This window comes from Pontibacter diazotrophicus (assembly GCF_003367245.1).
Taxonomy (GTDB): Bacteria; Bacteroidota; Bacteroidia; order Cytophagales; family Hymenobacteraceae; genus Pontibacter; species Pontibacter diazotrophicus.
Window position 1 is genome coordinate 140,530 of sequence record NZ_QRGR01000007.1, and the last position, 23,925, is coordinate 164,454.

At 47.7% G+C, this 23,925-nt stretch carries 20 protein-coding genes; 11 read left to right on the forward strand and 9 right to left on the reverse strand.

The annotated features are described in order from the left end of the window. Nucleotides 1-173: 173 nt before the first annotated feature. The 5 genes from DXT99_RS07280 (at nucleotide 174) to DXT99_RS07300 (ending at nucleotide 3,744) form a co-directional block, all read left to right on the forward strand. Nucleotides 174-401: a hypothetical protein gene (locus DXT99_RS07280; RefSeq protein ID WP_115564874.1), complete on the forward strand. Its 228-nt coding sequence runs from the start codon at nucleotides 174-176 to the stop codon at nucleotides 399-401. Next, the gene (locus tag DXT99_RS07285) at nucleotides 398-1,360 is read left to right on the forward strand and encodes an alpha/beta hydrolase-fold protein (RefSeq protein ID WP_147294183.1); all 963 of its coding nucleotides are present in this window, start codon (nucleotides 398-400) and stop codon (nucleotides 1,358-1,360) included. The genes DXT99_RS07280 and DXT99_RS07285 overlap by 4 nt, the downstream gene beginning before the upstream one ends. 136 nt (nucleotides 1,361-1,496) lie before the next feature. Next, nucleotides 1,497-2,528, forward strand: coding sequence for a hypothetical protein (locus DXT99_RS07290; RefSeq protein WP_115564876.1), 1,032 nt, complete (start codon nucleotides 1,497-1,499; stop codon nucleotides 2,526-2,528). A 75-nt stretch (nucleotides 2,529-2,603) separates the two neighbouring features. Beyond that, a complete protein-coding gene (locus DXT99_RS07295) occupies nucleotides 2,604-3,269 on the forward strand; it encodes a DUF6624 domain-containing protein (protein ID WP_115564877.1) in 666 nt (221 codons plus the stop codon). 64 nt (nucleotides 3,270-3,333) lie between these two features. Beyond that, nucleotides 3,334-3,744: a hypothetical protein gene (locus DXT99_RS07300; RefSeq protein WP_115564878.1), complete on the forward strand. Its 411-nt coding sequence runs from the start codon at nucleotides 3,334-3,336 to the stop codon at nucleotides 3,742-3,744. A 282-nt stretch (nucleotides 3,745-4,026) separates the two neighbouring features. Here the strand turns inward: DXT99_RS07300 and DXT99_RS07305 are convergent, their stop codons facing one another. Next, entirely contained in the window at nucleotides 4,027-5,211 is a 1,185-nt protein-coding gene (locus DXT99_RS07305) for a peroxiredoxin family protein (RefSeq protein WP_246000520.1), read from the reverse strand. A 279-nt stretch (nucleotides 5,212-5,490) separates the two neighbouring features. Between DXT99_RS07305 and DXT99_RS07310 the strand changes: the two genes are divergently transcribed. After that, on the forward strand, nucleotides 5,491-7,761 hold the full coding sequence (locus DXT99_RS07310; protein WP_115564879.1) for an aconitate hydratase: 2,271 nt from the start codon (nucleotides 5,491-5,493) through the stop codon (nucleotides 7,759-7,761). Between the two features lie 92 nt (nucleotides 7,762-7,853). Here DXT99_RS07310 and DXT99_RS07315 read toward each other — a convergent pair whose 3' ends face one another. Together DXT99_RS07315 and DXT99_RS07325 are read right to left on the reverse strand one after the other, a co-directional pair. Beyond that, a complete protein-coding gene (locus DXT99_RS07315) occupies nucleotides 7,854-11,147 on the reverse strand; it encodes a S8 family serine peptidase (RefSeq protein WP_115564880.1) in 3,294 nt (1,097 codons plus the stop codon). A gap of 575 nt (nucleotides 11,148-11,722) precedes the next feature. Further along, nucleotides 11,723-12,019 (reverse strand): sll1863 family stress response protein, encoded by a 297-nt coding sequence (locus tag DXT99_RS07325; protein ID WP_115564882.1) that lies wholly within the window; start codon nucleotides 12,017-12,019, stop codon nucleotides 11,723-11,725. Nucleotides 12,020-12,360: 341 nt separating this feature from the next. Between DXT99_RS07325 and DXT99_RS07330 the strand changes: the two genes are divergently transcribed. Continuing rightward, nucleotides 12,361-12,834, forward strand: coding sequence for a response regulator (locus DXT99_RS07330; RefSeq protein ID WP_246000521.1), 474 nt, complete (start codon nucleotides 12,361-12,363; stop codon nucleotides 12,832-12,834). An 83-nt stretch (nucleotides 12,835-12,917) separates the two neighbouring features. Here the strand turns inward: DXT99_RS07330 and DXT99_RS07335 are convergent, their stop codons facing one another. Genes DXT99_RS07335 through DXT99_RS07355 form a run of 5 tightly spaced genes read right to left on the reverse strand, consistent with a single transcriptional unit; the run spans nucleotide 12,918 to nucleotide 16,998 of the window. After that, nucleotides 12,918-14,273, reverse strand: coding sequence for an ATP-binding protein (locus DXT99_RS07335; protein ID WP_115564883.1), 1,356 nt, complete (start codon nucleotides 14,271-14,273; stop codon nucleotides 12,918-12,920). Between the two features lie 6 nt (nucleotides 14,274-14,279). After that, nucleotides 14,280-15,320, reverse strand: coding sequence for an ATP-binding protein (locus DXT99_RS07340; RefSeq protein WP_115564884.1), 1,041 nt, complete (start codon nucleotides 15,318-15,320; stop codon nucleotides 14,280-14,282). Continuing rightward, nucleotides 15,310-15,723: an anti-sigma regulatory factor gene (locus tag DXT99_RS07345; RefSeq protein WP_181885059.1), complete on the reverse strand. Its 414-nt coding sequence runs from the start codon at nucleotides 15,721-15,723 to the stop codon at nucleotides 15,310-15,312. The genes DXT99_RS07340 and DXT99_RS07345 overlap by 11 nt, the downstream gene beginning before the upstream one ends. Next, on the reverse strand, nucleotides 15,707-16,117 hold the full coding sequence (locus tag DXT99_RS07350; RefSeq protein WP_115565032.1) for an STAS domain-containing protein: 411 nt from the start codon (nucleotides 16,115-16,117) through the stop codon (nucleotides 15,707-15,709). The genes DXT99_RS07345 and DXT99_RS07350 overlap by 17 nt, the downstream gene beginning before the upstream one ends. Nucleotides 16,118-16,125: 8 nt before the next feature. After that, nucleotides 16,126-16,998 (reverse strand): STAS domain-containing protein, encoded by an 873-nt coding sequence (locus DXT99_RS07355; RefSeq protein ID WP_115564885.1) that lies wholly within the window; start codon nucleotides 16,996-16,998, stop codon nucleotides 16,126-16,128. 265 nt (nucleotides 16,999-17,263) lie between these two features. Here DXT99_RS07355 and DXT99_RS07360 point away from each other — a divergent pair, with 265 nt between their 5' ends. Further along, complete coding sequence (locus DXT99_RS07360) at nucleotides 17,264-17,809, forward strand: DUF4136 domain-containing protein (protein ID WP_115564886.1); 546 nt, start codon at nucleotides 17,264-17,266, stop codon at nucleotides 17,807-17,809. A gap of 42 nt (nucleotides 17,810-17,851) precedes the next feature. Here the strand turns inward: DXT99_RS07360 and cobA are convergent, their stop codons facing one another. Beyond that, nucleotides 17,852-18,607 carry a uroporphyrinogen-III C-methyltransferase gene (gene cobA, locus DXT99_RS07365; protein WP_115564887.1) on the reverse strand — a complete coding sequence of 252 codons (756 nt, stop codon included), beginning with the start codon at nucleotides 18,605-18,607 and terminating at the stop codon, nucleotides 17,852-17,854. A gap of 757 nt (nucleotides 18,608-19,364) precedes the next feature. On the opposite strand from cobA, the gene nirB reads away from it, so the two are divergent. From nirB to DXT99_RS07380, 3 genes are all read left to right on the forward strand, one after another. Then, nucleotides 19,365-21,875, forward strand: coding sequence for a nitrite reductase large subunit NirB (gene nirB / locus DXT99_RS07370; protein ID WP_115564888.1), 2,511 nt, complete (start codon nucleotides 19,365-19,367; stop codon nucleotides 21,873-21,875). A 51-nt stretch (nucleotides 21,876-21,926) separates the two neighbouring features. After that, complete coding sequence (gene nirD, locus DXT99_RS07375; RefSeq protein ID WP_115564889.1) at nucleotides 21,927-22,283, forward strand: nitrite reductase small subunit NirD; 357 nt, start codon at nucleotides 21,927-21,929, stop codon at nucleotides 22,281-22,283. Nucleotides 22,284-22,631: 348 nt separating this feature from the next. After that, entirely contained in the window at nucleotides 22,632-23,918 is a 1,287-nt protein-coding gene (locus DXT99_RS07380) for an alginate export family protein (RefSeq protein ID WP_181885060.1), read from the forward strand. Nucleotides 23,919-23,925: the final 7 nt, after the last annotated feature.

A 23,925-nucleotide genomic window follows, 5' to 3' on the forward strand; every position in this document is an offset into this window, starting at 1 on the left:
GTCCGGTTCCGTTTATACGACACCTGTTGGGCGGCTAAACGGAATAACTCCGTTTATACTTTAGTTGGGCTGTATAAAATTTATAATGTTGTAGAAAGGAATATAAATAAACCATTTTCTAAACATGCTTAAATAGCTGAGCAATTTTGAACAACCAATTCTCTATTTTTAACATGAAACAACTTTTGTTGGCAGCCTTTCTTTTCGCTGCTTTGCCTGTGTACTCTCAGAAAGGCAAAATTGAAATAGGAGTCGTTGATAACCTTTATTCCACTATACTAGGTGAAAACAGGCAGGTGTGGGTTCATATCCCCGCTCAACAAGAAGGTCATGAAATCTTCGCTCCCAAGCGATACCCTGTGCTTTATCTGCTTGACGGAGCTGGCACTTTCAGTCAGTGACAGGACTGCTACATTTCTTAAGCTCTGAGAACGGTGCTGGCATAGTCCCCGAGATGATTGTGGTGGCAGTTGTGAATACGAACAGGACGCGTGACTTTACTCCTACAAACTCAACAAAAGACTGGAATGGAAACGAGCAAAGGTACCTGAGAGAATCTGGAGGTGGCAAGGAATTCACTTCTTTTCTTGAGAAGGAGCTAGTCCCTTACATTGATTCTAAATACCCAACTGAGCAGTACCGCATGCTTGTAGGACACTCTTTCGGTGGGTTATTGGTAGTAAACACGCTCGTGGAACAGCCAAGCTTATTTAACGCTTACGTAGCTATTGACCCGAGCCTTTGGTGGGACGAAAAAGTTGTACTGAAGAAAGCTGCCACAGCGATTCAAAAAGACAGGATTGGTGACAGGAAGCTCTTCTTGGCGGTAGCGGACACAGTACTGGCTTCAGATAATGTGACGCACAGCAGGGCTAACATTGCCTTTGCAAAGATGCTTGAAGGTCAGGAAAGCACTTCTCTGACCTGGAAGTATTATAAGGGAGAGAATCATTTTACAGTACCCTTGGTGGCAGAAAATGATGCACTGCGTAGATTGCTAGAATATGAACCATTACCAATACCTGAAGAAGGGGTAGAATCGCATGCATTTCATGCAGACTTTGTAAGGCAGCACTACACACGCATCTCAGATAAAGTAGGATACAGGATGCTGCCTCCTGAAGACATGATATTTAGCTTTGCCCTAGCTTGCTTTTACCGCAAGATGCCCGAAAAAGAATATGGTTTTCTAAAGCTGAACATGGAGAGCTACTCTAACAGTTATAACGTGTACAAAAGCTTGGGCCAGTATTACGAAAAGCTGGGAGACAAAGTAAAGGCTATATATTTTTATGAAAAGGCAATTACCATAAAGGAAAATCCTGAGACTATGGATAAGCTTGCTAAATTGAGACAGTAAATAAGCTGCCACAGTTAGGTAAAAGCATATTCTAAAGCCAAGAGAATAACAAAGCCTAACCCTGCACATTCTCCATACTCGGCTACGCCTCGTTCGCAGCCTGTACTAACCCGTTGCTGATAATAAGAAAATAAAAGTGATTAAGAAACTAACACTTACCCTCTTTGCTGCAATCCTTCTTCTTACTTCACAAGTAGTTTTTGCTCAAAGTATAAGAAGTCCAAGAGTATTACCTGTCAAAGGAACCTACACGCATACCCAGACTAAAATTGAGTTTCCAAAAAACTTAATTGGATATGAACGAAGAGGAGTTTATTCCTTTGATAGAAAAAAATCTAATATAGGAGCCACTTACAAAAGCCAAAAAGGAGAGACTATTGTTTCAGTTTACCTGTACCCAGCAGGTGAAGGGAGTGAAAATCGCCTGAAGAATGGGTATTTATCGGCCCTGCAGGAAATCGCGACTAGTACCCGAAAGGGAATAACTGCTAATCAAAGCATTACATATCATAAAAAGGATGGATATAAGGTTAATGGCATAAGGGCAGAAGTTACGGACGTCAAAAAAAGCTCCAAGTCTCATCTATCAGTATTTGAGTGCGGAAAGTGGTTTTTTAAGCTTAGAATCACATCTGAGGTATTAGACTCAACTGGTATAAGCAATCTGGAAGGAGAAGTCTTGGATCAGTTTACACCGACCGAGCTAGTAAAGCAAAACCCTTTTGATTCTAAAGCTTCTATTTATTTTGCCCCTGCCGCTTTTGCAGATTCTCTAATGCTGGTTTCAGCAATGGGTGGTGCGTTCAAAAAGGTTCAATGGGCCCTAGAGAATGTCGACTCATTGGAGAGATCCGCAGGCTTTCCAGGTTTGTACTTAGAGCTACATGTAGAGTCGCTAAAGGAGTTTGCCCTTCAGGAGCAAGTCAAACATGACGTGAGAAAAAAATGGGCGCGGACACAAAGAACTACGGAGTATCTTTCTGAATTGAATGAGATCATTGAAAGCGGGTACCTAAAAGAGTTTATCATGGAACAATATGATATGATTATGATAGTCCCAGAAAACGTTAAACTTGACTTTGAGTCCTACCGACAATGGAAGCTTACCCACCCTATAAATATCAACCTGAATGAGAGATTCTATGTTATCTCCTACAAAGAGGAGTAGAAAAATTACAGTCGGCAACAACAACTATAGTGCATATACGCACCATAGCCCAGACGTTGAATCATATTGATAACAATGAATTTAAAACAAACTATCATCATCCTATTTCTACTAGCTGGATGCCAGTCTTCAGTTGATAGCGCTTCCGATGCATCAATCAACGAGCAGCAACCAGACTATGCAGCGCTACAAAGAGAACTGGAGGAAGTGTACGATATAGACCAAAGTATCCGCAACATTGACTGGGATACTATAAGTAGCCCTGAAGCAAGTATAGCTTATTCAATGAAAGTGATGTCTGTTGATTCGGCCAACCAGAAAAGGGTAATTCCTATAATTGAACAATATGGCTGGCTGCCGAAAAGCAAGGTTGGAGAAAAGGCTGCCAATTCCATATTTTATGTGGTACAACATTCTAACACAGAAACAATAGAAAAGTACCTTCCTCAGATGGAAACGCTGGCGAAGAAAGGCGAAGCAAGTGCTACTGATGCGGCAAAGATGCGCGACAGGCTACTGATGTTTCAGGGAAAGAAGCAGATTTACGGCACTCAGGCAGCGAGTTGGGTGCGTGCAGATGGCGGACAAGTTATCTGGCCCATTGAAGACGTTGAGTACGTGAACAAGCGCAGAAAAGAAGTAGGTTTCACGACAACAGTTGAGGAAAACGCTAAACAGCTAAGCGCTGAATATGATCCTAATGAAGAATTGCCGAAAAAGAACAACGCTACTCAACAATAGCTTCACGGTAGCTACGCCACCCCATGGCTTAGCTTATTGGCTATAAATTAAAACATAAAAAATTATGAAGACTATCCGATTGACAATTTTGATGAGCATTACACTATTCTTTACCTCATGTAAAGACGACTCTGTAAGACCAGTTGATCTGACCGGTGATTGGCAATCAGAGGAAATTTATGTAAATGGAAAGCTACAGAAAGACATTAGTAAGACAACTTGGCTACTTCTGAAAAAGGATAATATATATAAGAATAACTATATAACAGGAACATGGTCCCTGAATGAGAGAAATCTTGAGCTAACTCCTAATGAAAACTTATCACTTCAGCCCTTGCAGTATGAAGTCACAAAGCTTTCAAATGCTTCTTTGACCTTAGAAATAACCTTAACTGAAAGAGAATACAATTGGGACTTTGAGGACATAGAAGCAGATGAATTAATTACTGTCACTGAAAAGTATAGTAAGAAATAGTGTCAATAGCCAACACACTCTAAGCAAGCGCTGTCACCAATAAGTAAGTTTAAAAGCTCTTATCATCATATTCTAAAAGCCTGTACCTGAGCAGCGCCTTCTTAAAGCCGAGCCCGTTGCTCTTGCCTATTATAAACGGGCTTATGAGACAGCTAAAAAACATACTGCTCTATTCGCACTAAAAAGGGTACCCACTATAGCTATACAAGTGGATGCCCTTTTATCTTTCTTCCGCTCTAGCTTCTCTGGTAAATTTGCCATACCTGCCGAACAACCACTATATCACTTTTCCGCTAGCAGTTCCTCCATTGTCTTGTTGAAATCAGCTACCCAGGCTTGGTAGTATTCGCCGGTGCCGGGTCCGGAGAAGCCGGTGTGTATCTTGCGTACTTTCCCGTCTCTGCCTATAAAGATGGTGGTCGGGAACGACATCACGTGGTTGAGGGCAGGAAGAGCTTTGGCCGCTGCTTCTTTATCAGATACACCCGCAACCAGTAAGTCATAGTCAATGTCGAAGCGGTCTTTCATTTTCTGAAGGCGCGCAGCGGCTTTGTCAAACTCAGGGCTGCGTTCAAAGCCAAGGCCTATAATTTCAAGGCCGCGGTCTTTGTTCTCGTCATAGTAGGGCGACAGGAATTTAGTCTCGTCCATGCAGTTCGGGCACCACGAGCCCAGCAGCTGCACAAGTACCACTTTATCGTTGTACTTCGGATCTGATAAGGCGACCTGCTCACCTTCCAGGTTCGGGAAAGTAAAGACTAGTTCCTCGTAGCCGGGTTTCAGGTAAGTGAGGGTGTCGGCGCCGGCAAGCTGTGCCTGCTCATTGCGCCTGGCTGTCCAGCTTTCGTAATCGCTCATGCCGGAGTAAAAGTCACCTTGCAGGGTGCTGTCGCCGCTCGGTTGGGCTGTGAAGAGGTAAGCATGGTTGCCATCAAAAGTCGACAGCTTCAGTTGCGCCCCTTCCACCTGCCCTTCTAAGTAGCGGTAATCGCCTGTCTCCGTCAGAAAGGTGCCGGTTACATAGTTGTCATCCTGCTTAAACACACCGATGGCTTTGTAGCTGGCTCCTTCCTTATCAGTAAAAAGGACCTCCCATTTTCCATCGAAGTTATAGGTGGCAGGAGCAGGATTTGCTGCAAAGCGGTTTTGCTGGCCATGTGCTGCCACAAAAGGAACAGCGTAGGGCGTTTCAGCATCGTGCTTCACAAAACGGCCTTTCATCTTATCTCCGTTTACGCGGGTAATAAAATCCGCATCAAAAGTGTGCAAGGCTATTTTCAAAGAATCACCCTGTTGCTGTATGTCGTCCAGCAGAATGCGTTCTTCCCCGTTTATAAGGTACAATACGGTGCTGCCTTCTGTTTCTTCGGCTTCCATGATAAACGGGATTTCCTGGCCCTGCGCCTGCAAAGCCACGCGCCAGGTGCCTGTTTGTATAGATGTGGAGCTTTCTTCTGCAGCATCCACCGAAGTGCAGGAGCTTAAAATTTGGGTTACTGCTATTGCTAAAAACAAAATAAGGCTGGAAGGGGTATTAAGAAAGTGATGTTTCATGAGGAAAAATTTCGAAAATTTGTAGCTACAAAAATAAAGCATGCGTTTTAAAAAAACCGCATGCTACCTGCTGTGCTTAAAAATTATTGTTTCGTCTATATTCATGTATGTTAATGTTTTTAGAGATATATAGATTTCGTACCTTTGTGAACTTCTTAATAAAGCATTTAAATAACTAACAATAGCAAAACTATGGCATTTGATTTAGGAATGATCAAGGCAGTATATGCCGGCATGGGAGAGCGCATTGCTGCTGCCCGCAAGGCAGTAGGCCGACCGCTGACCCTAACAGAGAAAATCTTGTATTCGCACCTTTACGAAGGTCCGGCTAGAGGCGCACATGAGCGGGGGCAGTCTTACGTGGATTTTGCGCCGGACAGGGTCGCCATGCAGGATGCCACGGCTCAGATGGCGCTGCTTCAGTTCATGCAGGCTGGAAAGCCACAGGTGGCTGTGCCTTCTACTGTGCACTGCGACCACTTGATTCAGGCACGCGTTGGCGCAGACTCTGACTTACAGGACGCTTATAACGAGAACAAAGAAGTATATGATTTCCTTGCTTCTGTCTCTAACAAATATGGCCTTGGCTTCTGGAAGCCGGGTGCGGGTATTATTCACCAGGTAGTGCTGGAGAATTACGCTTTCCCGGGCGGTATGATGATTGGTACTGACTCACACACACCGAACGCAGGTGGTTTGGGTATGGTAGCCATTGGTGTGGGTGGTGCCGATGCTGTGGACGTAATGGCCGGCATGCCCTGGGAACTGAAATTCCCGAAAGTGATTGGTGTAAAGCTGACTGGTAGACTGAGCGGCTGGACATCTCCAAAAGACGTTATCCTGAAAGTAGCCGGTATCCTGACTGTAAAAGGTGGTACGGGTGCTATTGTGGAGTACTTTGGTGATGGTGCCGAGTCGATGTCTTGTACGGGTAAAGGTACAATCTGTAACATGGGCGCTGAGATTGGTGCAACGACCTCTGTTTTCTCTTACGATGCTAAAATGCGTGATTACCTGATGGCAACAGAGCGCCAGGAAATTGCTGACATGGCTGATGGCGTGGCAGAGCACCTGCGTGCTGACGACGAGGTGTATGCTAACCCGGCGGCTATTTACGACCAGCTGATTGAAATTGACCTTTCTACATTGGAACCACACGTAAACGGACCGTTCACGCCGGATGCAGCATGGCCAATATCTCAGTTTGCTTCCGTAGTGCGTGAGCACGGCTGGCCAGCTAAACTGGAAGTAGGTCTGATTGGTTCGTGCACCAACTCCTCTTACGAAGACTTAACCCGTTCTGCCTCTGTGGCGGCACAGGCGGTTGAGAAGCGTTTAGTGGCGCAGGCGGAATTCACCATCACACCTGGTTCTGAAATGGTACGCTATACCACAGCCCGTGACGGCTTGCTGGATACTTTCGCAGAGATGGGCGGTGTGGTGCTGGCAAATGCCTGCGGACCGTGCATCGGCCAGTGGGCCCGTCATACAGACGACCCGAAGCGCAAGAACTCCATTATTACTTCGTTTAACCGTAACTTCGCCAAGCGTAACGACGGTAACCCGAACACACATGCGTTTGTAGCCTCACCGGAAATTGTGACGGCCTTCGCTATTGCCGGTGACCTGACCTTTAACCCGCTGATTGATACGCTGACAAATGAGGATGGCGAGCAGGTAAGACTGGATGAGCCAAGAGGCATTGAGTTGCCAACACAAGGCTTTGCCGTGGAAGACGCTGGTTATACAGCCCCGGCAGAGGATGGCAGCCAGATAGAGGTGGTAGTTGACCCGGCATCTGACCGTCTGCAGCTACTCGAAGGCTTTAAGCCATGGGAAGGTACAGACCTGAAAGGCCTGAAACTACTGATTAAAGCGCAAGGCAAGTGTACGACGGACCATATCTCTATGGCCGGCCCGTGGTTGAAGTACCGTGGCCACCTCGACAACATCTCTAACAACATGTTGATCGGCGCCATGAACGCTTTCAACAGCGAGGCAAACAGCGTATACAACGATATGACCCGTGGTTACGATACCGTGCCTGCCACAGCACGTACCTACAAAGCTGCCGGAATCGGTACAGTAGTAGTAGGCGACGAGAACTATGGTGAGGGATCATCCCGTGAGCATGCTGCCATGGAGCCACGCCACTTAGGTGTTCGTGCCGTAATCGTGAAGTCATTCGCGCGTATCCACGAAACTAACCTGAAGAAGCAGGGGATGCTGGCACTTACTTTCGCCAATAAAGCAGATTACGACCTGATTGAGGAAACCGATACCTTCGACATTATTGGTCTGGAAGACTTTAGAGAAGGACAGCCACTGAAAGTGGTGCTGCACCACAGCGATGGCAGCCAGGATAGCTTTATGGTAAACCATACCTATAACCAGGGACAGATTGGATGGTTTAAAGCTGGTTCTGCGCTTAACCTTATCCGACTGAAAGAAAAAGGCGCTTAGGTTTAATTTCTGTACGTTATATAAAAAAGAGAAGGCCTCACTGGAAAGTGAGGCCTTCTCTTTTTACATGGTATAGCGTATGCTTACTGATTCTAATGCCTCACTAATATCCGCTTTACAGAACTGGTGTTATTATACATGATGTGGGCAATGTAAACGCCTGCCGCTAGTGTACTTACATCGTAATATAAATCAGAATCAGAAACATGCGAGGGTGGAGAAACGCTCTTGCCTGCCATGTCTGTCAGTGTCAGGCGCGGACTGGAGGCACTGTCATTCCAATCGATTGGTCTTGTAAGCGTAATGATGAGAAACTGGTCTGTCGGATTTGGGAAAACAGTTACCTGATCGGAGTAAACCTGCAGTTGCTTGGTGATAACGCTTTGTACGCAACCAAGGCTGTCAGATGCTGTGAGCGTCACCTCATACATGCCAATCTCTTTATAAGTGTGGCTTGGGTGAATATCTGTGGAGGTGGTGCCGTCTCCAAAGTTCCATTCTACTAAAGCCGTATGTTTGCTTTTGTTCGTTAGTTGTGTCGCCAGGCCAATGTTGCCGAACTCCTTAGAAAAATTAAAATCAGCAACAGGTTCGTCAGGTATAATATAGCTGTAGGGTACGGGTGTACTTTCAAATAAAGAATCGGCATTGGTGACATAGATGGTCCTGTTCTCATTCACTGACCCAACAGGAAGCGCATCTGCTGTGCCAATGAGTTGCGACTTGGCTTCATCCGCATAAAAGTTAAACACGCTGCCATTGTCCGGGGTAACCATAACGGGGGAGCCCGCGCAGATACCATGCTGTGTTGGTGTGGGCATAGGCCCGGATTTGATACTGATGTACTTCTCCTGCGCTGCCGCTGCATGCACTTTCAGCTTTGTCAGGTTATCAGCAGCCAGTAGCGCCACAGCTACTGTTCGTATCTCGCCTGGGGCAAGATCGGTGAGTGTGGCACCCACTATATGCGACACGTTGTTACCTGCTCTGCCGCCAGCCTTCACCCTGCTCACTCCGTTAGAAATTATCTTGTACTTTTCTGCATCCGTGAAACCGTCATCTACAGTCACAGTAGAGTCGTTCCCGCCCATATTGTCTATGGCATGATAAACCGGTTGGTCTTTTGTCAGAAGTTTAATGCCTGCATAAGGCAAAGCAGACCGCTTGTTGTAAACATAGCCGAGCTTTAGGGAATCGTCCCAGGCGGCGGCATTCTGCATATAGTTGCCAATGTCCCAGTCGGCAAAGAGGCCGGCGTGCACCTTTGCAATCGTATCAGGGGTTACGTTGGTTATCTGGTATTCGAAAATGATGTAGTCGCGGTCAGGGGCTTCCATCCAGGCAGAGGCCACCTGTTTTACCCTTACGCCCGCCTGCTTACTTCCGGTAGCCTCCATCAGCGTACGCGCCTCCTGTGTAGCTAGCGGCGTGTCGTAGCGCAGCCGAACGGGGCCTGATGAGATAAAGTTTGCATCGTTAAGCCATTTCTCATTATGAAGGTTGTCCGATACCTTGCCGGCGTCTGTCGCCACTACCAGACCTCCCTCAAACAACAAAGAAGGGCCGCCTTTGTATTTTACGCCAATGCCCTGCTTAAAATTAAGGCCGTTATAGCCAATGTTACCCACATTGTTCAGCGACACGTGGAGGTCGTTTGCGGTCAGGGTTACAAAGCTTGGGTTGATGACCAGTGTGATGTACTGAAAATCCTCATAGTCGCCGTCACTGAAGCCAAGGCGCAGGTGCACCGTGTGGTTGGTAGGCGCATCCTCAGCGATGTTCAGGATGAAAGGGCGCAGGCCAGAAGTGGCTGTGGCCATGGTGGCGACACTGCCCAGGTTCAAGGTGCCCCGCTCCATGCTGACATAGGTGGAGGCAGAGGTGAGCGTTACCTGTAGTGCTGTGGTGGGAGAAAGGTAGTTCAGGAAGCTGGTTTCCAAGGCCACTGTGCTGCCTGCATAAGCAATTTGTGTCGTTAGAGCCAGCCCGTACGAGGTACAACGCACCGATTTGAGGTTCTGCTGCTTCAGCGCCTTCTTCAGGTTAAAACGGCCCTTCCCTAATTTCTCAAGGTATGGCTGGTTGCCTGCAAGCTCGTAAATATCGTCTGTACTAACCCGGATTCGCTCTGCAGCCTGCCGGGCGTTGAGTTCCGGGTATTTCGCTCTCACCAGGGCCGCGCCTCCGGCTACAATAGGAGAGGAGAAAGAGGTGCCCCAGGCGCCACCGTAGGTACGGTCGTTGTTGATGGTGGCGGTGTAAATATTGTCGCTGGGCGCTGTCAGGTCTATACGGTAGCTATAGGTGTGGTCTTTGTACTTGACATCTTTGGCGTTGGTTCCTCCCACTGAAAGTACATTTTCATAAGAAGCCGGGTAGATGTCCAGCAGTTTGTTCGTGTTTCCTCCGGATGCTACAATCAATACGTCTTTATCCAGCGCAGCATAATTAATAATATCCTGCTCATACTGCGACTGCCCCTCACCGCCCCACGAGAGGTTAATGACCTTACATCCTTTATTAGCGGCGTACACAATGGCTTCATAACCGCCAAAGGAGCCGTTGGTAACAGACGAAAAAACCTTCAGGGGTAGAAACTTTGTGTTGTAACCCAGGCTGGCTATACCGCTGCCATTGTTCGTAGCACCAGCTGACACAGCGGCTACACTGGTGCCATGGCCTTTCCAGGGCGTATCGTCATCTACATTATTATCTTTATCAGCAAAGTCCCAGCCAGAGAAGTTGTCGATATAGCCGTCGCCGTCGTTGTCTATGCCGTCAACCGGATCATTGTAGTTGTGCTTCACTTTTGATTTCAGCTCTTCGTGCGTAAGCCGGAAACCAGTGTCCAGAATGGCAACTACCACATTCGTGTCGCCTTTTTCCACAGCCCAGCCTTCATAGGCCTGCAGCAGCTTCAGGTAATACTGTGTGGACTTGGTTGAGTCAGCAGCAGGGTCATTGGGTTGAGAAAGCGGTTCCCGCACGTAGAGCGGCTCTACATACACCACCAAACCAGTGCTCATCAGGGATTTTTGTACCTGGTCAAGGGTATAGCTCTCATCATACTTCAACTCATAAATCAGCGACAGGTCGACAGCGGGGGCGGCTCTACGCACATTGGCAGCCTGTGCTGCTGCTTTCGGGAACTTCTGCTGTACCTGCTGCGCACCTACCTCCTGCATGGCTGACTGAAGGATGCTGCCGGCGCTTTGGCTGCTACGCGCCATCTGGCCGAACTGAGGCTTTAGTTTATAGACCACGGTGTGCGGAACTGTACCGCTGCCGACGTTGCCCGGGCGTTGTGCATACAGCAGGGGGATAAACACAAAGGCTACAGCTACGCTCCATAAGATGCGTTTCAGCGCTATTAAAAGAGTAAGCATGTAATCAAATGAGCTTTGGTATTGGTGCGTGAAATATTATTTATCTTTTACTAAACGGGTAATGGAAGCGTGAAAAAAGTATAGAATGAAACCAAGTATGCTTTTAGTTTCTTTTATTTTTTCACAAACCTTTTCCTGATTCAGTACAGGAAACCCAAATTTCCTGTTAAGGATAGTATAAACATCATAATATGTTGCTATAAGTAAATGTATAATTAAAATTTGATTTTTAATACGGAGCGAAAGTATATATGTTCCATTATATAACCAAATAGCTATAGATATTAATTTTTTCGACATGCCTCGATCTACTACAGGCAGAGCATGCCTTAGTGAATTAGAATTGATAGTAGATGTTAATTTGGTGGGTATGCCTGCCTTCTTAAACCTCTCAGAGAAGATGCCCGCTTGTTGCGTTTACTTGTACCGGGCAGGTAATCAAAAGGGGTTACTTTCTTCAGAATTCAGAATTTGTGATCAGGGGCTTTAGCTGGGTACTTTACCGAAGCCGGTTGATGAGGAGGTTCAATAAAACACAGAAGCCCCTGCAATTGAGTTGCAGGGGCTTCTGTGTTTTATTTGAACAACTTGTTCAGGTCATCTTTCAGGTTTTCAAGCCCGCTTTGCAGATCCTGCCAGGTACTCTGCTTGTCTTCTGCATCAGCAAGTTTAGAGGCAATGAGTTCCCGCTTCTTCTCGAGGCCTGCAATGTGTTCGTGGTAGGTATGGTTCGAGTCAGCGGCAGTGGCATGTGCCCTTCCTTTCAGCACCTTTATTTTACTGTCTAACTCATCAAGACTTTTCTGTATCTCTTCGCGGGTGAGATTCGCAGGTGCGCGCATATGTTCAGGTTTCAGAGGGTAATGATCCATAGGTTTCAGATTTATTCATTCTACACGAGCCTTCCACAGGCATTTCTTTATCTTAATACTCTTCTCAGGAAAAAAAGATGTATTTGCAGCGGCACTACTTTAACCTTTTATACGCCAATAACAGCACGTAAATATAGAAAAGCGCATCTCCGGATGCTCTTTTCAGCTGAGGAAGATACCTGCTGTTGAAGCTATTAATTAAACGGGACTTCAAAAGAAGAATAGAATTTTCTTCATGCAATTGAGCCCAATTTGATATTTGAAGAAAGTACCCGATATTAGCGGAAGCGAATGATGTGCTTTACCCTGCTGTTTAGCAGAGGCCTTGCAACACTCGCTTAATGATACTAGCGTTAATGAAGGCAGCGACTTACCCAATGATTTCTTATAACACTCCTCTGGAACTGGTGCTATTGGTAGACGATGATGAAACAACAAACTACCTGAACAAGCGCCTGCTCAGTGAAATGCAGATAGCCAATGAAATATTGGTGTTGAAAAACGGGAAAGAAGCATTAGAGTACCTGGCCAGATCCTGTGCTGATGAGCCTGATGCCGCATTTAAATGCCCAGACCTGATTTTCCTGGACATCAAGATGCCGGTAATGGACGGGTTTACCTTCTTGGAAGAGTATGAAAAGCGTGGCTTTGATATGAAGGACCACATGATTATTCTGATGCTGACTTCTTCGGCCAGCTTTTATGACCTGGAGCGCCTGAAGAACTTTAAAAAGGTGCGGAAGCATTTTTCAAAAGCCCTTACCAAACACGATGTGCGGGATATCATGGATGAGTTTTTCAAGGTGAGAAAGTAGGTGCCGAAAACATTCCCTATAACACAGGAGGCGCTGCAATAACTTGCAGCGCCTCCTGTGTTATAGGGAATGTTTTCCTGTGCTTAGGAAGGGTCCTCAGCTATCAATTCGGTGGCAGGCCAAGTGAATACAAAGCGGCTGCCGCGTCCTTCCGATTCTATCCAAAGCTTACAGCCTTTTCGGCCAATGATCTTGCTAACAATAGACAAGCCAAGTCCGGAGGAGAGCGAACGTCTCACACTGGTGTCTAGCTCGTGGATGCTCAGCACCTGATGTTGTTTGTTTTTAGGTATGCCGGGGCCATTGTCCTGAATGGAAAAAGAAAGGAACTCCGGGTTTACCTCACAGGCAATTTGTAACAAAGCCTTGTCGGGTTGGTCGTGGTGTTGGATGCTGTTGCCGATGATGTTGCTAAAAACCTGGTATAGGAATATCTCCTCGGTATAAAGCACTGGTAGGTCTTCTGGTATACAAATCTCATAACCAGCAGGCACGTTTAGCGATGCCACCACCTGGTGCAGCAGCGTGTACAGGTTTACGGCGTTTTTCTGGATGTTTCGGTGGCCAGCTAGCGAATAAGCGAGTATTCCCGTAATGAGCCGGTCCATTTTATTTGTTTGCTGGCGTAGCATCGGGAACATCAGGGTCGCCTCCTCCAACAGATCATCTTCCAGGCAGGCCTCCAGCGCAGTGGCTATTCCGTTGATGTTTTGCAGTGGCGCCCGCAGGTCATGCGACACCGTGTGGGCAAAGGCATCCAGGCTTTCGTTAACGCGCTGCAGTTGGCTGTTTTTCTTGTCGCGCTCCTCCAATAGCATACCAATTTCTGAATTTGACTGCTGCAGCCTGATGTTTAGCCTCCGAATCTCCTGTAGTTGTTGCTCTGCCTCTATGTTGCGGAGGCGCAGTTGCTCCAGCAGATCCAGTAACTGCATATTCTGTTTCTTGATTTCGGCATAAGGCGAGATGCTGGTCTCCTGATCAAACTCCATCGTCCAGTTCTCCAGCAGTTGCTTTGTCAGGTTAGGCGCCTGGACCGGAAGCTTTTTGCGGAGCGTTACCCTGGTGCCTTTCTCAAAAGCACTTTCAATGTCAAAGAAGTCGGTAAGCTTTCTGGAGTTGATGATGCCGGACCCACGCCCGGCAGGAGAGGAGCCTCTTCCGGAAAGAATATGCTCGAGGTTGCCAATGCCGCGGCCCCTATCTGTGATAGAGGCCTCTAAATAATGAACGCCACCTTCTTCTGCCAGGCTGAAGTGGATGCCGCCGTTGCCGACATGCTCTATCACATTGCGGCAGATTTCGGAGACGGCAGTGGCAAACTTCGTTTGGTTCGCCTGCGCCATGCCCAGCCGCTCCGACAGTTGCATGGCCCTTTTATAAGCCAGTACCACGTCCAGTTCGTTCGTGATATTTATTTTGATTATACTACGTGACATTCCATTCTATATTTTGCCTTTACATACAACTACAAGTGTGTCGTCGGTCTTGCGGCTGTTGGTTTTATAAAGCACAGCAGCAATGGTGGTAGCGTGGTGGCGGTTCAGAGAGGGGAACTTTGACATATCCCATCGTGATTTTAGCCCGTCGGAGTGCAGGACCAATATGTTACTGCGCCCCCATTCAAGTTGCTGATTGCTGAGGGTGTTGGGTATATTATGCCCCAAAATACCGTTATAAGAGATAATATTCTTGTAGGCTGCTCCGGGCATGCTGCTATCCTGTGTAAACAGTTTTCCAGCAATGTTGCCAACGCCACAGTAGCCGATGCGGTATGTGCTGCCGCTGATGCTGGCCACAAGCCCTACTGCGCCGCGCGTGCGCTTGATGTTAGCGTGTATGTAGCGCAGCGCATCGGCAGGTGCTGTTGCCGGTGAGGCCATAAAGAGTTGGGCTGCCTGCCGGGATGCTTCGTGTGCGTTTGCGCCGTGCCCCAGGCCGTCTAAGGCCAGCAGGTGCAAGTCCGGGCCGCGCAGGGCCAGCGCAAAATTGTCTCCGCAAAAAGTTTCACCTGGCTTCGACACCATCACATGCCCCACCTCGTAGCGGATGATGTCTGCCGCCAAATCTTTCTTTTTGCCGGTTTTATATATTCTGGAGAGCACTATAGTGCCTATGCCTGGTTGTGAATAAAGATCAAATTCATCTGACTGCCTTTTAATTGCTCCCAGGCCTTCACCTGCCGAGCCATACGTGGAGACGCCATCTTCCTGCATGCGGGCAGGGTCAGACATGCCAGGGCCGTTGTCGAGGCAAAGAATCTCAATGCCGGTAACAGGGCTGCCGAGAGGCTTTACCAGCAGCTCACCGCCTTCAGTGGCAAACTTCACTAAATTGGTTACAAGTTCGGAGATAACGATGTTCACCCTGCCCACATCACCGGGCGAGAAGCCATAGCTCTCTACTAACCTGGTAATGTCTCGCTTTGCTATATTGGAATAGCTCTTGTCAGGAATCAGGAATTGTTGGTGTTGGTTAACGTCCATGTTTCCAGTGGGTAACGCTCACGCGGGTGCCTTCTCCCGGTTTGCTCTGTATTTCAAACTCATTTACAAGTCGCTTGGCGCCGGGCAGGCCGAGACCAAGGCTCTTCCCGGTCGAGAAGCCATCCTGCATGGCCTGCGGCACATCCGCTATGCCGGGGCCCTGGTCAATAAAAGTTAGTTTGACGCCGTTGCGGGCATTGTTACTGATAATTTCAATGATAACCTGCCCGCCGTCAGCATACTTGAGCATGTTTCGGACAAGTTCGCTGGCTGCTGTAATTAGTTTTGTCTGGTTTACAAGGTTCATTCCTATTTTAGTACTGTACTCGCGCACTCGGTTGCGAAAAAGGACAACGTCCTGTTCCCGCACGATCTGCATCGTGTCTTTATTCAGTACGATCATCCGGTCCTTCCTCTTCGTCCTGCTCCTGCAACTGGTCGGGCCCGATTTTGTCATGAAGTAAGTCCATGCCTTTTTCCACATCAAGTGCCGTGTGCACTCCCTGCAGCGTAAGGCCAAGTTCTACCAGTGTAATGGCAACGGCGGGTTGCATGCCCACCACCACTGTTTCTGCATCCATTATGCGCGACATAGAGGCGATGTTGCCTAATATGCGGCCCATAAAGGAGTCCACAATACTTACAGCTGATATATCAATAAGCACACCCCGCGCGCCTGTTTTGCTAACCATGGTAATAAGGTCATTCTCTAAATTCAGAGCCAGCCTGTCGTAAAGGTCTACCTGTATGGTGACCAGCAGAAAGGGGCCCATTTTTAATATCGGGATTCTTTCCATTTCCATGTTTAGCGTCTCAATCCGAAGTTGGCGTTTCTGGCGTTCGATTTTACTTCTATCTTATTCATGCTGAAGGCCAGCTGCAGCGCACTGGCCAGCGATGCTTTTGTTTTAATATTGGAGAGATCGATGCCCAGGTGTACAATTGTTTGCGCTATTTCAGCCCGTATGCCGCTGATGATACACTCGGCACCCATCAGGCGGGTGGCACTCACAGTTTTCATAAGGTGCTGGGCAACCAGTGAGTCAACGGCTGGCACGCCGGATATATCCAGAATGGCGATGTTGCTGCCTGTGTTTACAATCTCCTGCAGCAGGTTTTCCATCACAACTTGCGTGCGGGCACTGTCCAGGGTGCCAATAATCGGCAGAGCCAGAATGCCATCCCATACTTTGATTACAGGAGTGGATATTTCACTGATTTCATCGGATTGCCGTAAGATTACTTCCTCGCGGCCTTTAATGAAGGTCTCAAAGGTTATCACGCTGAGGCTGTCAAGCAGCCTGCTCACTAGTGTAACTTCCTTATAAAGCTGCTCATGCTGGCCAGCAAGTTCCTGCTCCAGCGTGTCGGCAATGGCTTGCTTCAGGCTGAGCACATACAATCCTGTTTCCCGAGGACTGAAGCCCTGCCGGGCACGGGTGACGGAGATGTCGCTAATTATTTCCGTTACAGGCTCATACTCTGCGGCATAAATATTGTCTACGTTGCCAGTTGCCATGGCACGGGCCAACCCGTTCAGTAACTCCTCTGATTGTTTGTGAAGGTCCTCATTTGATATCAGATCATCACGGAGTGCCTGGTCGGAGAGTTGGTTACTCATCCAGTTTTCGAGAATGGTTTTTTTCTTTTTCTGTATTATCTGAGCCGTTTTGTTCATGCTTGTGTCAAACGTTTTTGTGATAGCCTGAGAGTTCTTAATGTATGCCCGATACGCTGGCGCCGGGATGTGCGGTTAAAGGTAGACATTATGTGCTACATACTATCAAAATTTGTTCTTTACACCTGGTGAACTGTTATCGGCCCGGCCGGGCAACGCCATACAGGCCTTGTAGAGCGTAATAAGGCCTGTGTGGCGGAAATTTAAATAATTGCTCACAGCAAAAGATACGTATACAGGAACTATGAATAGTCAGAATAGAAATATGAAAACATTTTACCTCCAGTACATAGTACCAGCGTTACTTTTTCTGGTGGGATGCTCGCCATCGATACAAGTGAACACGGAGCCTGCTCCTGGTTTTCAGCTAAGCAACTATAACACGTTTGCTTTCTATGAGGTGGATGCCTCCGGAGAAGGACTGACACCAGCCTACCGGACGCAGGTGCAGTATCTGCAGCAAGCAATCTCAGACCAACTGGAGGCACGGGGTTTAACACAAACTACTTCAGATCCAGACCTGCTCATTAACCTGGGAATTGTGGTAACTGAAGAAGTACAGACGCGGGAGACGGATATCCGATCGGACCCACCAAACTACATCGGGCAGCGCCGCTATACCTGGAGGAGCAGAGAAGTAGAGGTTGGCAGGTACAGAGAAGGAACCGTATCGGTGCACTTCGTGGATAACGAACGTAACGAACTGGTATGGCGTGGCAGAGCAGAAGCCATACTGCAGCGCAAGCAGGCAAAACTCCAGGAACAGATCGTAGAGGGTGTGGAGGAAATGTTCCAGGAACTACCGCAGTAAACATATTATTAGTTGAAAAACCTATCCAACTAATAATATTTATCATAAGGTGGAACGCTGGTTCGTGCCTCCTGCCTGCACATCTATCACCCAACCTATCACAATGATGGCAGGGTAGGTGAGTTTATGCGTGTTTATAAGTTCAGGTAAATCTTTCACCCTGCCCACTGCAGACTTCTGGTGTGGTAGAGAGGCATGTTGTATTATCGCAACCGGCATGTCGCCTTTGCCTTCCTGCACATACACAGCGGCAATCTCCGGGGCTTTCTTCATGCCCATATAAACGATAACGGTTGCATTGCTCTGCATCGATAGCCTCAGGTCTTTAGAAAGGGAGCCGTCTTTTTTGGTGCCGGTTATAGCCCATACTCCTTCGCTTACGGCCCGGTGTGTAAGCGGTATGTCTTCAAAGCCGCTTGCCTGCATGCTGGTGATGCCGGGTATGTAATGTGTTTTAATGCCGTGCTCCCTGGCAAAGAGCACCTCTTCAAATCCTCTCCCGAAAATATAGGGGTCGCCGCCTTTTAGCCGTACCACGATTCCCTTGCTGTGGGCTTTCTCTAATATCAGTTCATGAATTCTTTCCTGTGGTGTATAATCGCCATAAGGCCTTTTCCCGACATATATCTTTTCGCAGTCTTCTTTTGTAATGTCCAGCAGTTCTATGTTAGCGAGGTTGTCATACAGCACTACATCTGCTTTCTGCAAAACTTTGAAGGCTTTTACAGTTATCAGTTCCGGGTCGCCGGGGCCAGCGCCCATTACATACAGTTCAGGGATTTTCTTTTGATGTGGCATATTGCTTCATTCTCCACATAAGTGGGTTATGCTATTATTAGAGTATACTAATCTGGCAAATGTAATGGTTCACTTCTCAGTTATAGTAGGGATGTTAAAAGTTTAGCCATTTCTTTAGCTTCTCCCAAACCTATCCTCCTGTATAACTACAACTCCTTCCTCTTTTGCTTATGCAGCACTACTCACTGTGCTACCTCTGCTTTCGAGTTATAACACCGGATAAATACCTGCTTCTGTCCCCCCGTTTTGTTTACCTGGTGATTAGTTGCTCACTCATGCTTTTGGGTTTTGTTTGTTAGCAATATACTATTTTTATCAACTAGGTTAAAGTTTAGAGATGCATAGTGTGTAGAAGGGGGTCGTTAGTGAATAATGTATTTTTTTTAATAATACCGTTTAGTATAAAGGGGTATGTTAATAGATTTAAGAGTATATTCATGAATATACCTGTGATTTGGTAAGGGTATTAAAAATAAATTAAAAATTTATAAAAATTTATTTTGTAGAATTAATACAATTAATGGCGGCTAAACAGGCTGTTTTTGTTGATAATATTAAAATTTAAACAAAGTGTCACCTTATTGCATATTTGTTAATACGAATCTGTTTTTGTGAAAAATTAGTAATTGTTAACTAAGTTTGGTTGAAAGGTTGTTAAAATAGGCCTGATAGAGTGGTAGGTTGTTAACTTCTTGATAGTATGTGAAGGATAAATCCTTACCGGCTCCGGACTTAACCTCAAATATAATTTTTAGATATGAATACGTCTCAGCAAGATCTCAAAACAGTAGTGGTGGTAGGAAATGGTATGGTGGGCTACAAGTTTTGCGAGAAACTGCTCGCTAAAACTTCAGCTTTCAACATTGTTGTTTTTGGAGAAGAACCGCGCCACGCTTACGACCGCGTGCACCTGAGCGAATACTTTAACGGGAAGTCTGCAGATGACTTGTCTATGTCGCACTTGGGGTGGTACAGCGAAAATAACATTGCCCTGCACCTCGGTGATACCATTACAGAAATCAACCGTTCTGAAAAAGTAATTCATTCCCTGAAAGGAGTTTTGCAGCCATACGATTACCTCGTGCTGGCCACAGGTTCATCTGCCTTTGTGCCGGATATACCCGGGGTGGAAAAAGACGGCGTGTTTGTGTACCGCACCATCGAAGATCTTGACATGATTCAGAACTATGCCAGGGCAGCCAGAAAAGGAGCTGTACTGGGTGGTGGTCTGTTAGGACTCGAGGCGGCAAAAGCGCTCATAGACCTGGGCCTGGAAGAAACACATGTAATAGAGTTTGCCCCACGCCTGATGCCCCGGCAGATAGACTCCGCTGGTAGCGCCATGCTGCAGGCTAAACTGGAGACACTGGATCTGAAGGTGCACATGAACAAGAGCACCAGCAGCATCCTGGGAGAAGGCAACATCAAAGGCCTTCAGTTTGCCGACGACACCTCACTGGAAGTGGATATGCTGGTGATTTCGGCAGGCATACGCCCGCGCGACGAGCTGGCAAAACTGGCGGGGCTGGAAACAGGAACCCGAGGTGGTATTGTGGTGAACCAGAAAATGCAGACCAGCGATGACAGCATTTTTGCCATTGGTGAGTGCGCCCTCTACGATGGAATGATTTATGGCCTGGTGGCACCGGGTTATGAGATGGCCGAAGTAGTTGCCGCACACTTATGCGCCGGTGAGCGCACTTTCAACGGCTACGACATGAGCACCAAGCTCAAGTTGATAGGTGTGGATGTGGCTAGCTTCGGCGACCCCTTCGTAACCGAGCCCGACAGCAGATCCATCGTTTTTGAGGACTCTCACAAAGGTGTTTACAAGCGCATCAATATCAGCAACGATGGTAAATACCTGCTGGGTGGCGTGCTGATTGGGGATGCAGACGCTTATAACATCCTGCTGCAAACGGTGAACAACAACATCCTGCTGCCGCCAAACCCGGAAGATCTGATTTTAGGATCTAGGGGAGGCGAAGCCAGTGCGGGAGCGGGTGTCGTAACGCTGCCTGATGAAGCCCTTATTTGTTCCTGCGAGGCAGTATCAAAAGGGGATATTTGCGGTGCCGTGACTGACCTGAACGTGACGACGGTAGAGGGAATGAAGAAGTGCAACAAAGCCGGTACAGGCTGTGGTGGTTGCGTTCCGCTTGTAAAAGACTTGATTCATGAGACACTCAAAGCAAACGGTACTTACATCAAGAACATCGTTTGCGAACACTTCGACTACTCCAGACAAGAGTTGTTCGACCTGATGAAGCTGAATAAGATTAAAACGTACGACGCTGCCTTAGATCATTTCGGTAAAGGGGATGGCTGTGAGTTGTGCAAGCCGACCGTTGCCAGCATACTGGCCAGCTTGTGGAACGACGTAATTGTGAAGCAGCATACCATCCAGGACAGCAACGACCGCTACCTGGCCAACATACAAAAAGGCGGCACTTACTCTGTTGTACCGCGCATACCCGGCGGCGAGATAACACCTGATAAATTGATTGTGATTGGGCAGGTGGCGAAGAAGTATAACCTGTACACCAAAATTACCGGAGGGCAGCGCATTGACTTGTTTGGCGCGCACCTCAGCGACCTGCCGGATATATGGTCAGAGCTGATAGATGCCGGATTTGAAAGCGGTCATGCCTACGGAAAGGCACTTCGCACGGTAAAGAGCTGCGTAGGCAGCACCTGGTGCCGCTTCGGTCTCCACGACAGTGTGTCGTTTGCCATTGAGATAGAAGAACGCTACCGTGGCATCCGGGCGCCGCACAAGATAAAAGGGGGCGTGAGTGGCTGCGTGCGCGAGTGTGCCGAGGCGCAGTCGAAAGACTTCGGCGTTATCGCCACAGAAAAAGGATGGAACCTGTACGTGGCCGGAAACGGCGGTTCTAAACCGCAGCATGGCCAACTATTGGCTACTGACATTGACAAGGAAACCTGTATCAAATACCTCGACAGGTTCCTGATGTTCTATATTAATACCGCTGATTCCCTTACCCGCACCGCCACCTGGCTGAACAAAATGGAGGGTGGCCTGAGCTATCTGAAAAACGTGGTGGTAAACGACAGCCTCGGCATCAACGCGCAACTGGAAGCGGAGATGCAAGGCCTGGTAGATAGTTACCACTGCGAGTGGAAAGAGGCGGTGGAGAATCCGGACCTGCGCAAGCAGTTCGCACACTTCGTGAATGCCCCGAAAGAGAAAGACCCGCATGTTGCTTTCGATACCATGCGTGAGCAGGTGAAGGCAAAGGAGTGGTAATACTTGAATAACAAGCCTTAAATCAAACATTAACCGAAAATACACAAGCATATGGAAGCAGTAATAGACGTAGCAGTTGAATGGGTATTTGTTTGTAAAACAGACGATATACCTCAGAATGGAGGCGGATGCGTGAAAGTGGGGGATGAGCAGATTGCCCTTTACAACTTCAGCCGCCGCGGAGAGTGGTATGCCACGCAGAACCTGTGCCCGCACAAGCAGCAGATGGTACTCTCAAGAGGTATGATTGGCAGCACCGGCGACACCTGTGAACCAAAAGTAGCCTGTCCTTTCCACAAGAAAACATTTTCTCTTCTTTCCGGCGAATGCCTCACAGGCGAAGAATATCAACTAAAAACTTATCCTGTAAAAGTGGAGGGAGACAAGGTGTACGTGGGTATTGAGTAAGGGCACAGCTGGTACACCATAAGCCCGGCCTTGTAACAAGCATCCTCATCCCATACCACCCCTTATATCCCGAATACTCACAAAACCGATGACATCAGAAAGCTTTTAATTCTGATGAAGTTCATAGCGGTTCTGAAAGTATGACGGCACTTGATAGCAAGAAAATTACTTGTCAGCGCTTCTTCACTTCCTGAAAAGATGAAGAAGCGCGGCTACTGAGATACAGTGCAACAACCTTAAAGACCTCGCAGCGTGCGCAGGCTCCTGCGAGTGTCTGAAGCAAAGGAAGCATGATGCATCTCAGCAGACAAGAAGCACCAAAATTTAATCAACACTTAATCAGCATACATGACAAGAAGCTTTACCCGTCTTATTTTACTTGCAACAAGTCTGCTGCTTATCAGTGCAGAAGCTTCCTTTGCGCAGTTCTCTTTATCAGCGGAGGTGAGGCCGAGGGCGGAATTCCGCGATGGCTTTAAAACAGTGCTGGCAGAAGGAGAGACCCCGGCTTTCTTTATTGAGCAGCGGTCCCGGCTTAACGCGAACTACCAGTCGGATAAACTGCGGCTGCGGCTGTCGTTGCAGGATGTGCGGGTGTGGGGAAATACCAGTCAGGTGTATAAATCAGACCCGAGCCTGTTCAATGTGTACGAAGCCTACGGCGAATATCAATTCACACCACGGATAGCTGTGAGGGTGGGCCGGCAGGAGCTGAACTACGACAACGCCCGCTTTTTAGGTAACCTGGATTGGGCGCAGCAGGGCCGCAGCCACGATGCTGTCAGGCTGATGTATGCTGACACTTCAGGCTTTGCCGTGCATGCAGGAGCAGCTTTTAACCAGCAGGTGCCTTTTGAGCCCGGGAAGTTAGAAGGCACTTTTTATGGCGGAGTGGATAACTACAAGACCATGCAGTATCTCTGGCTCCACAAAGAAGCCGGAGGAGCTAAATTCTCAGGTCTGTTCTTTAACGATGGGCGGCAGCGCACATCAGACTCAACTGTTTTCTTTCGCCAGACTTACGGCGTTCTAGGTGAACAAAGTCTGGGAGCCATCAAACTGGGAGGAGAGTTCTATTATCAAGGCGGGAAAGACCCGGCAGGCAGAACAGTACGTGCTTACCTGGCTGCGCTGAATGCTACGCTATCCACCAAACTTACCCCGGTAACATTAGGGGTAGACTACCTATCCGGGTCCGATGCCAACGATACCCGCAACAGAGCTTTTACACCCTTGTATGGCACCAACCACGCCTTCTACGGCTTCATGGACTACTTCTATGTAGGAAACAACCACGGCCAGGCAGGTCGTACGGCAGGCCTGGCAGATATTTATCTTAAAACCAATTTTAAACTAGGAGAGAAAAGCTCGCTCCTGGCGCACCTGCATCATTTCGAATCTCCGGCAACAGTTTACGCTCCGGTTGAGGGATCTGGTACACTGTCCTCGCGGCTTGGTGAGGAGATAGACCTCATGTATAGCCTGAATGTGAGTCCTGATTTTAATCTCAAAGTTGGTTACTCGCAACTATACGCCACAGAATCGATGGAGGCCCTGAAAGGCAGAACCGGAGATACCTTTAATCAGTGGGCCTGGGTTATGCTGACTTTCAAGCCTGTCTTATTTAAGCAGTAAGCACTCC

Coding starts and splice junctions, on each gene's coding strand:
- DXT99_RS07335 (WP_115564883.1), bottom strand. CDS start 14,273: ATGTCACGTAGTATAATCAAAATAAATATCACGAACGAACTGGACGTG.
- DXT99_RS07355 (WP_115564885.1), bottom strand. CDS start 16,998: ATGAACAAAACGGCTCAGATAATACAGAAAAAGAAAAAAACCATTCTC.
- DXT99_RS07300 (WP_115564878.1), top strand. CDS start 3,334: ATGAAGACTATCCGATTGACAATTTTGATGAGCATTACACTATTCTTT.
- DXT99_RS07350 (WP_115565032.1), bottom strand. CDS start 16,117: ATGGAAAGAATCCCGATATTAAAAATGGGCCCCTTTCTGCTGGTCACC.
- DXT99_RS07280 (WP_115564874.1), top strand. CDS start 174: ATGAAACAACTTTTGTTGGCAGCCTTTCTTTTCGCTGCTTTGCCTGTG.
- DXT99_RS07310 (WP_115564879.1), top strand. CDS start 5,491: ATGGCATTTGATTTAGGAATGATCAAGGCAGTATATGCCGGCATGGGA.
- DXT99_RS07315 (WP_115564880.1), bottom strand. CDS start 11,147: ATGCTTACTCTTTTAATAGCGCTGAAACGCATCTTATGGAGCGTAGCT.
- DXT99_RS07380 (WP_181885060.1), top strand. CDS start 22,632: ATGACAAGAAGCTTTACCCGTCTTATTTTACTTGCAACAAGTCTGCTG.
- DXT99_RS07325 (WP_115564882.1), bottom strand. CDS start 12,019: ATGGATCATTACCCTCTGAAACCTGAACATATGCGCGCACCTGCGAAT.
- DXT99_RS07330 (WP_246000521.1), top strand. CDS start 12,361: ATGATACTAGCGTTAATGAAGGCAGCGACTTACCCAATGATTTCTTAT.
- DXT99_RS07345 (WP_181885059.1), bottom strand. CDS start 15,723: ATGATCGTACTGAATAAAGACACGATGCAGATCGTGCGGGAACAGGAC.
- DXT99_RS07340 (WP_115564884.1), bottom strand. CDS start 15,320: ATGGACGTTAACCAACACCAACAATTCCTGATTCCTGACAAGAGCTAT.
- DXT99_RS07360 (WP_115564886.1), top strand. CDS start 17,264: ATGAAAACATTTTACCTCCAGTACATAGTACCAGCGTTACTTTTTCTG.
- cobA (WP_115564887.1), bottom strand. CDS start 18,607: ATGCCACATCAAAAGAAAATCCCTGAACTGTATGTAATGGGCGCTGGC.
- nirD (WP_115564889.1), top strand. CDS start 21,927: ATGGAAGCAGTAATAGACGTAGCAGTTGAATGGGTATTTGTTTGTAAA.
- nirB (WP_115564888.1), top strand. CDS start 19,365: ATGAATACGTCTCAGCAAGATCTCAAAACAGTAGTGGTGGTAGGAAAT.
- DXT99_RS07295 (WP_115564877.1), top strand. CDS start 2,604: ATGAATTTAAAACAAACTATCATCATCCTATTTCTACTAGCTGGATGC.